This is a genomic window from Pseudomonas sp. zbq_18 (assembly GCF_043102245.1).
In the GTDB taxonomy this organism is placed as follows: Bacteria; Pseudomonadota; Gammaproteobacteria; order Pseudomonadales; family Pseudomonadaceae; genus Aquipseudomonas.
In genome coordinates this window covers 201,229-211,688 of the sequence record NZ_JBICIT010000019.1, presented here as the reverse complement: position 1 = coordinate 211,688, position 10,460 = coordinate 201,229, and the positions used below count along the sequence as shown (strand labels likewise).

The following is a 10,460-nucleotide window of genomic DNA, read 5'->3' as shown; positions in this document are numbered from 1 at the left end:
TACCCGCCGAAGCAGGCTTGGCTAATGGAATCACGGTTGCTTCGCGGCCTTGGCCGCGAGGCCAATGCTTCAGGCCGGCGCGAACTGCGCGGCGGCCGGTGCCAGAGTGGCCGAGCTGGATACGCCAGCCTCGAACTCCGGACGGAAATATTTGATCGCACTACCCAGCGGTTCGACGGCACCCGGTGCATGGGCGCAGAAGGTCTTGCCGGGGCCGAGGAAGTTGACCAGGCCGAGCAGGGTGTCGATGTCCTGCTGGGTGCCTTGCTTGTTTTCCAGGGCGCGGAGGATCTTCACGCTCCACGGCAGACCGTCTCGGCATGGGGTACACCAGCCGCAGGACTCGCGGGCGAAGAACTCTTCCATGTTGCGCAGCAGCGAGACCATGTTGACCGAGTCGTCCACGGCCAGGGCCAGGCCGGTACCCATACGGGTGCCGACCTTGGCGATGCCGCCGGCGAACATGGCTGCGTCCAGGTGCTCGGGCAGCAGGAAGCCGGTACCGGCGCCGCCGGGCTGCCAGCACTTCAGCTTGTAGCCGTCACGCATGCCGCCGGCATAGTCCTCGAACAGCTCGCGGGCCGGGATGCCGAACGGCAGCTCCCACAGGCCGGGGTTCTTCACCTTGCCGGAGAAGCCCATGAGCTTGGTGCCCATGTCTTCGCTGCCCGGGCGGGCCAGGGTCTTGTACCAGTCCACGCCGTTGGCGACGATCGCCGGCACGTTGCACAGGGTCTCGACGTTGTTCACGCAGGTCGGCTTGCCCCACACGCCGACGGCGGCGGGGAAGGGCGGCTTGGAGCGCGGGTTGGCGCGGCGACCTTCGAGGGAGTTGATCAGCGCGGTTTCTTCACCGCAGATATAGCGCCCTGCACCGGTGTGGACGAACAGCTCGAAGTCGAAGCCGCTGCCGAGGATGTTCTTGCCCAGCAGGCCGGCGGCCTTGGCCTCGGCGATGGCGCGATTGAGGTTGGCCGCCGCGTCGACGTACTCGCCGCGCAGGAAGATGTAGCCGCGGTAGGCCTTGAGCGCGCGCGCGGAGATCAGCATGCCTTCCACCAGCAGGTGCGGCAGCTGCTCCATGAGCAGGCGGTCCTTCCAGGTGTTTGGTTCCATTTCATCCGCATTGCACAGCAGGTAACGGATGTTCATGGATTCGTCGGCCGGCATCAGGCCCCACTTCACGCCGGTGGGGAAGCCCGCACCGCCGCGGCCCTTGAGGCCGGAGTCCTTGACCGTCTGCACGATGTCGGCCTGGGCCATTTCGCTCAGGGCCTTGCGCGCGGCGGCGTAGCCGTTCTTCGCCTGGTACTCCTCCAGCCATACCGGCTGGGCGTCGTCACGCAGGCGCCAGGTCAGCGGATGGGTCTCTTCGCTACGGGCGATGCTGTTGGCCGGGCCTACGGAAGTCAGGGTCTTCATGCGTAGTTCTCCAGCAGCTGGGCGATGCCACTGGCATCGAGGTTGCCGAAGGTGTCGTCGTCGATCATCACCGCCGGGGCCTTGTCGCAGTTACCCAGGCAGCACACCGGCAGCAGGGTGAAGCGGCCGTCGGCGGTGGTCTGGCCGGGAACGATGCCGAGCTTGTCCTTGAGGCTGCCGAGCAGGTTCTCGTGGCCGCCGATGAAGCAGGTCATGCTGTCGCACACGCGGATCACGTGGCGGCCGACCGGCACGCGGAAGATCTGGCTGTAGAAGGTGGCCACGCCCTCGACGTCGCTGGCAGGGATGCCAAGGATATCGGCGATGGCGTAGATGGCGCCGTCCGGCACCCAGCCGCGCTGCTTCTGCACGATCTTCAGGGCTTCGATGGACGCCGCACGCGGGTCCTCGTAGTGGTGCATTTCATGTTCGATGGCGTCGTACTCGGCCTGGCTGAGTTCGAAGCGGTCGGTTTGGATCAGATCAGTTTGGCTCATGTGATTAACGGTCCACGTCGGCCATAACGAAGTCGATGCTACCCAGGTAGGCGATCAGGTCCGCGATCATGCTGCCGCGGATCACCGAGGGGATCTGCTGCAGGTGCGGGAAGCTGGGCGTCCGGATGCGCGTGCGGTAGCTCATGGTGCTGCCGTCGCTCGTCAGGTAATAGCTGTTGATGCCCTTGGTCGCCTCGATCATCTGGAAGCTTTCGTTGGCCGGCATGACCGGGCCCCACGAGACTTGCAGGAAGTGGGTGATCAGGGTCTCGATGTGCTGCAGGGTGCGCTCTTTCGGCGGCGGCGTAGTCAGCGGGTGATCCGCCTTGTACGGGCCTTCCGGCATGTTGCGCAGACACTGGTCGATGATACGGATGCTCTGACGCATCTCCTCGACGCGGACCATGCAGCGGTCGTAGGCGTCGCCGTTATGCGCCAGCGGCACTTCGAATTCGAAGTTCTCGTAGCCGGAGTACGGGCGCGCCTTGCGCAGGTCGAAGTCCAGACCGGTAGAGCGCAGGCCGGCGCCGGTGACGCCCCATTCCAGCGCCTCTTTGGTGTTGTACTGGGCAACACCGATGGTACGACCCTTGAGGATGCTGTTCTGCAGAGCGGCCTTGGTGTACTCGTCGAGGCGCTTGGGCAGCCAGTCGACGAATTCCTTGACCAGCTTGTCCCAGCCGCGCGGCAGGTCATGAGCGACGCCACCGATGCGGTACCAGGCCGGGTGCAGGCGGAAGCCGGTGATGGCCTCGATTACCTTGTAGGCGCGCTGGCGGTCGGTGAAGGTGAAGAACACCGGGGTCATGGCGCCGACGTCCTGGATATAGGTACCCAGGAACAGCAGGTGGCTGGTGATGCGGAAGAACTCGGCGAGCATCACGCGGATAAAGTCGACGCGGTCCGGCACCTTGATTCCGGCCAGCTTCTCGACCGAGAGCACGTACGGCAGGTTGTTCATCACCCCGCCGAGGTAGTCGATACGGTCGGTGTAGGGGATGAAGCTGTGCCAGGACTGGCGCTCGGCCATTTTCTCGGCGCCACGGTGGTGGTAGCCGATGTCCGGTACGCAGTCGATGATCTCTTCGCCGTCCAGCTGCAGGATGATGCGGAACGCACCGTGCGCGGACGGGTGGTTCGGCCCGAGGTTGAGGAACATGTAGTCCTCGTGCTCGCCGTGGCGTTTCATGCCCCAGTCTTCCGGCTTGAAGCGCGCGGCTTCTTCTTCCAGCTGCTGTTTTGCCAGGGTCAGGCTGAACGGATCGAATTCGGTGGCGCGCGCCGGGTAGTCCTTGCGCAGCGGGTGACCTTCCCAGGTCGGCGGCATCATGATGCGGGTCAGGTGCGGGTGGCCCTGGAAGGTGATGCCGTACAGGTCCCAGACTTCGCGTTCGTACCAGTTGGCGTTGGGCCAGATGCTGGTGACGGTCGGGACGTTGAGATCGCTTTCCTTGAGCGCGACCTTGATCATGATGTCGCTGTTACGCTCGACCGACATCAGGTGGTAGAACACAGTGAAGTCGGCGCCCGGCAGGCCGCGGCGCTGGGTGCGCAGGCGCTCGTCGACGCCATGCAGGTCGTACAGCATGACGTAGGGGCGCGGCAGGTTGCGCAGGAAAGTCAGCACGTTGATCAGGCGATCACGGGCGACCCACAGCACCGGCATGCCGGTGCGGGTGCTCTGGACGGTGAAGGTCTCGGCACCGAAACGGGAGTTCAGTTCGACGACCACGTCCTGGTCATCGGCCTTGTAGGGTGGAACGGACAGAATGCTGTCTGCAGTCATGGTCTCGATCGCTATCGGCGGTATACGGCATCAGTGAGCAGGCACGGGCGCCGGCTCACACTTCGTCGGGGCTGCGCAGGTTGGTGACAGCGATGCGCTCGGCGCGGCGCTGCTCTTTCTGCGACGGCATGTCGGCACGGTAGATGCCTTGGTCGCCAACGACCCAGGACAGCGGGCGACGCTCCTGGCCGATCGACTCCTGCAGTAGCATCAGCCCCTGCAGAAAGGCTTCGGGACGCGGCGGGCAACCGGGAATGTAGACGTCCACCGGCAGGAACTTGTCGACGCCCTGGACGACCGAGTAGATGTCGTACATGCCGCCAGAGTTGGCGCAGGAGCCCATGGAGATCACCCACTTGGGTTCCAGCATCTGTTCGTACAGGCGCTGAATAACGGGAGCCATCTTGATGAAGCAGGTGCCGGCGATGACCATGAAGTCGGCCTGGCGTGGTGACGCACGAATGACTTCGGCACCGAAGCGCGCGATGTCGTGCGGCGCGGTGAAGGCCGTGGTCATTTCCACGTAGCAGCAGGATAGACCGAAGTTGTACGGCCACAGGGAGTTCTTGCGACCCCAGTTCACCGCACCGTTGAGCACATCTTCAAGCTTGCCCATGAAGATGTTCTTGTGGACCTCATCCTCTAGCAGTGGATCGGCTACGGTCTCCCGCGAGCCGATCGGATACTGCTCGTTCGGAGCATCCGGATCGATCCGTGTAAGTTTGTATTGCATCGCCAAAGCCTCATTGTTTTAGCTTCGCCTGCCGATTGCGACGGCCTTCGGGCGCCCAGTCGAGCGCGCCTATACGCCAAAGATAGACAAGACCTGCCAACAGAATTGCTATGAAAACTGTAGCTTCGATCAGACCGGCCCAGCCGCTTTCGCGTACCGAGACTGCCCAAGCGAAGAGAAAGAGGGCTTCAACGTCGAAGATCACGAAGAGCATCGCGACCAGATAGAACTTTGCCGAAAGGCGTAGACGGGCACTGCCTACGGGCAGCATGCCGGATTCGAAGGGGTCATTCTTGCTGCGGCCCCAGGCCTTGCTACCCAGAAGGCTGGACAGGCCAAGCATGAAGGCGATGAGCCCGAAGACTCCGAGCAGGAATACAGCGAAAGCCCAGTTATGGGACATGGTCGTTACCGCATCAGGCATGCCGGTTCTCCTTGGGGAAGGGACGGCTTCTTTTAATATTCGCTGCAGCCTGTAGCGACTGCATCGAGGAGTAGTGTGGACGCGATTTTATGCCCCTGCGCCCATGTAAGTAAATTTTTCCGAATAAAAAAATGAACGCGAATGCGTCATTTTGTTTTCGATATAAACAACTACAGCGAGTTAGTACTGCCTAATTAGCGCCCGGCAAAGCCGGAACGACTGGTGGCCACGCAGATACCTCTGATTCTTGGGTATTTCCCAGGAAAGTTGTCGTCGAAAATTGTTTACAGCGGCATCGTCAAGGTTCCGACAAGTGAGCGGGGCGTGGCGAGCGGCGATCCAGTAGCGGCTTAATTGCCCTGGAATGACAAAGCCCCGGCACTGCTGCCGGGGCTTTGCTTGATTACACCTGCGGCGAGCCGCAGAGCCGGTTCCTGTTAGTGGAACTGGTTCATGGTGTTGTCTTTACCGCTGGCCTTCAGAGCCGCTTCGCCAGCGAAGTACTCTTTGTGGTTGTCGCCGATGTCGGAGCCAGCCATGTTCTGGTGCTTGACGCAGGCGATACCCTGACGCAGTTCCTGACGCTGAACACCTTTCACGTAGGCCAGCATGCCCTGGTCGGCGAAGTAGCCTTTGGCCAGGTTGTCGGTCGACAGAGCAGCGGTGTGGTAGGTCGGCAGGGTGATCAGGTGGTGGAAGATGCCGGCGTGGGCCGAGCCGTCACGCTGGAAGGTGCGGATCTTCTCGTCAGCAACCTGAGCCAGTTCGGTCTCGTCGTACTCGACGCTCATCAGCTTGGAGCGGTCGTAGGCGGAAACGTCCTTGCCTTCGGCTACGAACGCGTCGAATACCTGCTGGCGGAAGTTCAGGGTCCAGTTGAAGGACGGGCTGTTGTTGTACACCAGCTTGGCATTCGGGATGACCTGACGGATGCGGTCAACCATGCCCTTGATCTGGCCAACGTGCGGCTTCTCGGTTTCGATCCACAGCAGGTCAGCGCCGTTCTGCAGGCTGGTGATGCAGTCCAGTACGCAGCGGTCTTCGCCGGTGCCAGCGCGGAACTGGAACAGGTTGGACGGCAGACGCTTGGGACGCAGCAGCTTGCCTTCGCGCTTGATCACAACGTCGCCGTTGCCCAGAGCGTCTTCGGAGACTTCTTCGCAATCCAGGAAGGAGTTGTACAGGTCGCCCAGGTCGCCCGGCTCTTTGGTCACGGCGATCTGCTTGGTCAGGCCAGCACCCAGGGAGTCGGTACGAGCAACGATCACGCCGTTGTCGATACCCAGTTCCAGGAAGGCGTAGCGAACGGCAGCGATCTTGGCGAGGAAGTCGGCGTGCGGAACGGTCACTTTGCCGTCCTGGTGGCCGCACTGCTTCTCGTCGGAAACCTGGTTTTCGATCTGGATGCAGCAAGCACCCGCTTCGATCATGCGCTTGGCCAGCAGGTAGGTGGCTTCCGGGTTACCGAAGCCAGCGTCGATGTCGGCGATGATCGGTACGATGTGGGTCTCGTAGTTGTCGATCTGGTTCTGGATCTCGGCAGCCTTGGCGCTGTCGCCGGCTTCGCGAGCGGCGTCCAGGGCGGTGAACAGCAGATCCAGTTCACGGCTGTCAGCCTGACGCAGGAAGGTGTAGAGCTCTTCGATCAGGTCGGAGACGGCAGTCTTCTCGTGCATCGACTGGTCCGGCAGCGGGCCGAAGTCGGAGCGCAGGGCGGCAACCATCCAGCCGGACAGGTACAGGTAACGCTTGTTGGTGGTCTTCAGGTGCTTCTTGATCGAGATCAGCTTCTGCTGACCGATGAAGCCGTGCCAGCAGCCCAGGGACTGGGTGTAGACGGACGAGTCGGCGTCGTACTCGGCCATGTCCTTGCGCATGATGTCAGCGGTGTACTGAGCGATTTCCAGACCGGTCTTGAAGCGGTTCTGGGCGCGCATACGAGCGACGGACTCGGGGTTGATCGCGCTCCAGCTGCTGCCGTACTGCTCTTTCAGGGCGGCTACAGCCTTGATGTCGTTTTGATATGCGGACATGGTCAATCCTTCAAAGTATGAGTGTGGTACCGACTTCCCACCCAGAACCACCGTGCAAGAACTCTTGCAGTGTTGCGGGCGACACACGACGAAACTTCGAGATATTGACGGGACGAGAGTGCAGCAGAGGAGGGGAGACAGCCGCTCGTAGATCAGTTGGTGCGGCACTTGTCGGCTCGTGGATGCCGGTAGGCGCTGCGGGTGCTGGTCTGCGGTTTGGCTGATAACGCTTGGCTTCCCCGTCCCTCAGGACAACTTTCGTTCCAGTCGCAACCTCGTTGAAACGCCTTGTGGGCTGTTAGAACACGGACCGGTCCGAATGGTGTTGCGGACGCGGTCTGGAGGCTCTTTTCAGAGCCCCTGGCTAGCGGGAGCGGGGCCATGATGCGCTTTCAAACGGGCGTTCGTCAAACGTTTTGTAGTGTCTTTTCGTCGCAACTACATAATTGGGGTGCGCGCATTGTCAGTCCAGGGCCTCTACCTTGATGCGCATGCTCATGTCATTGCTGCCCTGTGTGGAGTAACGGCGCAGTACATCGCTGTCGTTGCCTTGGCTCTGCTGGCTGATGCCGCCCAGGTTGATCCACTCGCCCAGGCGACCACTGACTCGGGTATCGGTACTTTGCGTGTCGATCACGCCCGGCTGGTAGCGGTTAACCCGATCATTGTTGCTGTTGATGCTGACGTGAACGATGTCGCCGCTCAGGTTGGCGGTGACGTAGAAGCCCTGGCTGACATTGCGGTACTGGGTGTTCTGGTAGACCTGGCCGTAAGGGCCTACGCTGGTGCTGGTCAGTGGCACGCTCTGACCGACCTGGATCAGTGCCGGATAACCTTCGGTGGCCTGGATCTGCTGAGTGCCGCCGCTGCGGCTGTTGGTGGAGCGGCGAATGATGCGAGCCTGGTCGCGGCCCTGTACCTCACCTCGGCCGACGATTACTTCGGCGTCGCCTGCACTGATGCTGCCGTCCACGCGGTAGCCGCTGCCACTGTCCAGGGTCTGCTCGCTGGTGTCGACACTGATCAGCAGGCGGCGTGGGGCCTGGTCCAGTTGGCCGAGCAGGTCGCGGATTTCGGCGATCTTGTCGGGCGAGGCATTTACCATCAGCTGGTTGCCATAGGCGCTGGCTTTGCCCTGGCCGTCCAGGGCTGCCTGTACCAGCGGTAGTACCTCGTCGGCCATGCGGTAGTTGAGCTGAATCAGCTCGGTGGCGGCGGGTAGGGGCAGGCTGAAGGCGAGCAAGTAAGCGAGCAGGCAGGCGCGCAGTTTCATAGCAGGAAGCTCCGCAGGTCTGGATCGGAAAGACTGGCATCCCAGGCTTGGTCGAACTGCGCTTGGCGTTGGCGCACGCGGCCGGGATCGTTATACAGGGCGTAGCCTGCATAGTGCTCGGGCGTCTCGCGCAGCAACAGGCCACGATCATCTGCCAGCAGATAGGCGCTTTCGTCGCCGGGGTGGTCAGGGTTGATCTTGCGGATCTGCAGGTTGCTGGTAATGCGCTGAGCCAGATTGAGTAGACGATGCCCCAGCTTTACGGGCTTGGCGACGTCTCTGAGCAGGATGCGCAGCCGGTTCTTCGGGCTGGCCAGGAGAAACTGAGTGCAGGCTTCTTGCACGCTACTATGGCTATACAGCCAGGCCTCAAGGTCCGGACTGTGGATGCACAGGTTGAAGCGGGCTTGCTGCAGCAAGGCCAGTGCGTGGGCCTGAACTTGTTCCGGGCGACTAAAACGCTCCAGATTGGCATGGGTGCCAAGCAGGAAGGGCGCAGGTTCACGGGGCTCGCTGGCGATGCCTGGCTGGTTCTGCGGGTTGTGCACAGCAAAACGCCCCGGCGACTGGAACTCGATGGCCGGTAATTCCGGTTCGTTCTCGTCGGGCGGGGCGTTCGTTTCGCTCATGCTGCTTTCCTAGTGGCTATGGCGCACCATCATCACATGCGGGATGCCGGCTTCGAGGTACTCGTCGCCCTCGATGTGAAAGCCCAGGCGTTCGTAGAAGGCGGCAGCGTGTACTTGTGCGCTGAGCTTCTGTACATGCTGGCCGCGTGCTTCGGCGAACTCAATGGCGGCCTGCATCAGGGCATCGCCGACCTTGAGGCCACGCCAGTCCTTGAGTACCGAAACCCGACCGATTTGCCCGTCAGCCAACAGGCGCGCCGTACCGATCGGATAATCGCCCTCACAGGCGAGGAAGTGGACGGCCTCGCTGTCTTCGTCATCCCATTCGAGCTCTGCCGGAACGGCTTGTTCCGCGATGAAGACTGCTTCGCGGATGCGTCGCAGGTCGGCGTTGTCCTTCTGCCAGTGGGCCAGGCGGACGTGAATCTCACTCATCAGCAAACTCCAAACTTCCTTGCTGGACCAGTTCACGCACCAGTGTACGCCCGTCTTCGTCAGCCAACCATGGTGCGAGGTTTTCGCCGTGCAGTGCTTCGGCGGCGCACACTAGACGCAGCAGTTCCTTGAGGTGCGCCGGCAGCAAACGGCTCTGGCCGCTGGCGAACAGCACCAGGCCGACGTCCACTTCGCTCCAGGCCAGGCGGGCGCTGGGGTTGCGCACCAGCACCGCACCATCTTCGAGGGCGGCGAGGAAATCCGCTTCCTCGATCTCCGGGCCGCTGACCAGTTCCGGGTAGCGCGGCTCGGTCATGAACTGGCCGAACCAGGTCAGCAGCAGGCGCTCGTCGCTCATGTGTTCGGTCAGCAGTGACTTGAGGCGGTCGAGGGCGTCCTGCTGGATTTGGTGCGGGTCGCCAACCGGCGCCATGCCGGCGTCGCTGTAGCGCTCCTCGTCCGGCAGGAACTGGGCAAGGAAGTCGGTGAAGTGGGTCAGTACCTCGGCAGCGCTGGGGGCGCGGAAGCCGACCGAGTAGGTCATGCAGTCGTCTTCGGCGATGCCGTAGTGGGCCAGGCGCGGCGGCAGGTAAAGCATGTCGCCCGGTTCCAGCACCCATTCGTCGGTCTGCTCGAAGTCGGCCAGGATACGGAGGTCGGCGTGCTGCAGCAGTTTGCTGTCGGCATCGCACATCTGGCCGATCTTCCATCGGCGCTGGCCTTCGGCCTGCAGGAGGAACACGTCGTAGTTGTCGAAATGCGGGCCGACACTGCCGCCCGGCGCGGCGAAGCTGATCATCAGATCATCGATGCGCCAGCTGGGCAGGAAGCCGAAGTCCTTGAGCACGTCGGCCACTTCCGGCACGAACTGGTCGACGGCCTGCACCAGCAGGGTCCAGTCGCGCTCCGGCAGCTGGCTGAAGGCGTCCTCGGCGAAGGGGCCGCGGCGCAGCTCCCAGGGATGGGCGCCATGCTCCAGTACCAGGCGCGATTCGACTTCCTCTTCCAGGGCCAGGCCGGCCAGTTCGTCGGCGGTAATCGGGCTTTCGAAGCCGGGGATGGCCTGACGTACCAGTAGAGGCTTCTGTTGCCAGTAGTCGCGCAGGAACTCGCGAGGGGTGAGGCCGCCCAGCAGCTGCAGAGGAGTATCAGGATTCATGGCTAAGCCCTTGAAAGAGATGAAATGGCTAAAACAAAAACGCCCGGCTCAGCCGGGCGTTATGGAGGC

The 10,460-nt window shown here is 62.2% G+C and carries 10 protein-coding genes; all 10 read right to left on the bottom strand.

Annotated elements, in window-relative coordinates; translation table 11 throughout:
• Nucleotides 1-69: 69 nt before the first annotated feature.
• Nucleotides 70-1,422, bottom strand: a complete 1,353-nt coding sequence (gene nuoF, locus ACF8C6_RS16280; RefSeq protein WP_392500232.1) for an NADH-quinone oxidoreductase subunit NuoF — start codon at nt 1,420-1,422, stop codon at nt 70-72.
• Nucleotides 1,419-1,919: an NADH-quinone oxidoreductase subunit NuoE gene (nuoE, locus tag ACF8C6_RS16275; protein ID WP_392500231.1), complete on the bottom strand. Its 501-nt coding sequence runs from the start codon at nt 1,917-1,919 to the stop codon at nt 1,419-1,421. Before nuoE ends, nuoF begins: the two co-directional genes overlap by 4 nt.
• Nucleotides 1,920-1,923: 4 nt before the next feature.
• Nucleotides 1,924-3,705, bottom strand: a complete 1,782-nt coding sequence (gene nuoC, locus ACF8C6_RS16270) for an NADH-quinone oxidoreductase subunit C/D (RefSeq protein ID WP_392500230.1) — start codon at nt 3,703-3,705, stop codon at nt 1,924-1,926.
• A gap of 55 nt (nt 3,706-3,760) precedes the next feature.
• Nucleotides 3,761-4,438, bottom strand: a complete 678-nt coding sequence (locus tag ACF8C6_RS16265) for a NuoB/complex I 20 kDa subunit family protein (protein WP_392500229.1) — start codon at nt 4,436-4,438, stop codon at nt 3,761-3,763.
• Nucleotides 4,439-4,448: 10 nt separating this feature from the next.
• Entirely contained in the window at nt 4,449-4,862 is a 414-nt protein-coding gene (locus ACF8C6_RS16260; RefSeq protein WP_021700254.1) for an NADH-quinone oxidoreductase subunit A, read from the bottom strand.
• 437 nt (nt 4,863-5,299) lie between these two features.
• Nucleotides 5,300-6,895 (bottom strand): isocitrate lyase, encoded by a 1,596-nt coding sequence (locus ACF8C6_RS16255; RefSeq protein ID WP_392500228.1) that lies wholly within the window; start codon nt 6,893-6,895, stop codon nt 5,300-5,302.
• 463 nt (nt 6,896-7,358) lie between these two features.
• Complete coding sequence (locus ACF8C6_RS16250) at nt 7,359-8,168, bottom strand: secretin N-terminal domain-containing protein (protein WP_392500227.1); 810 nt, start codon at nt 8,166-8,168, stop codon at nt 7,359-7,361.
• On the bottom strand, nt 8,165-8,797 hold the full coding sequence (locus ACF8C6_RS16245) for a histone acetyltransferase HPA2 (RefSeq protein ID WP_392500226.1): 633 nt from the start codon (nt 8,795-8,797) through the stop codon (nt 8,165-8,167). Before ACF8C6_RS16245 ends, ACF8C6_RS16250 begins: the two co-directional genes overlap by 4 nt.
• 9 nt (nt 8,798-8,806) lie before the next feature.
• Nucleotides 8,807-9,232: a GNAT family N-acetyltransferase gene (locus ACF8C6_RS16240; RefSeq protein ID WP_392500225.1), complete on the bottom strand. Its 426-nt coding sequence runs from the start codon at nt 9,230-9,232 to the stop codon at nt 8,807-8,809.
• Nucleotides 9,225-10,391 carry a JmjC domain-containing protein gene (locus ACF8C6_RS16235; protein ID WP_392500224.1) on the bottom strand — a complete coding sequence of 389 codons (1,167 nt, stop codon included), beginning with the start codon at nt 10,389-10,391 and terminating at the stop codon, nt 9,225-9,227. Before ACF8C6_RS16235 ends, ACF8C6_RS16240 begins: the two co-directional genes overlap by 8 nt.
• Nucleotides 10,392-10,460 lie beyond the last annotated feature (69 nt).

Bases quoted from the DNA above. Each gene is read 5' to 3' on its own strand.
- nuoF (WP_392500232.1), bottom strand. From the start codon at position 1,422: ATGAAGACCCTGACTTCCGTAGGCCCGGCCAACAGCATCGCCCGTAGC.
- nuoE (WP_392500231.1), bottom strand. From the start codon at position 1,919: ATGAGCCAAACTGATCTGATCCAAACCGACCGCTTCGAACTCAGCCAG.
- nuoC (WP_392500230.1), bottom strand. From the start codon at position 3,705: ATGACTGCAGACAGCATTCTGTCCGTTCCACCCTACAAGGCCGATGAC.
- ACF8C6_RS16265 (WP_392500229.1), bottom strand. From the start codon at position 4,438: ATGCAATACAAACTTACACGGATCGATCCGGATGCTCCGAACGAGCAG.
- ACF8C6_RS16260 (WP_021700254.1), bottom strand. From the start codon at position 4,862: ATGCCTGATGCGGTAACGACCATGTCCCATAACTGGGCTTTCGCTGTA.
- ACF8C6_RS16255 (WP_392500228.1), bottom strand. From the start codon at position 6,895: ATGTCCGCATATCAAAACGACATCAAGGCTGTAGCCGCCCTGAAAGAG.
- ACF8C6_RS16250 (WP_392500227.1), bottom strand. From the start codon at position 8,168: ATGAAACTGCGCGCCTGCCTGCTCGCTTACTTGCTCGCCTTCAGCCTG.
- ACF8C6_RS16245 (WP_392500226.1), bottom strand. From the start codon at position 8,797: ATGAGCGAAACGAACGCCCCGCCCGACGAGAACGAACCGGAATTACCG.
- ACF8C6_RS16240 (WP_392500225.1), bottom strand. From the start codon at position 9,232: ATGAGTGAGATTCACGTCCGCCTGGCCCACTGGCAGAAGGACAACGCC.
- ACF8C6_RS16235 (WP_392500224.1), bottom strand. From the start codon at position 10,391: ATGAATCCTGATACTCCTCTGCAGCTGCTGGGCGGCCTCACCCCTCGC.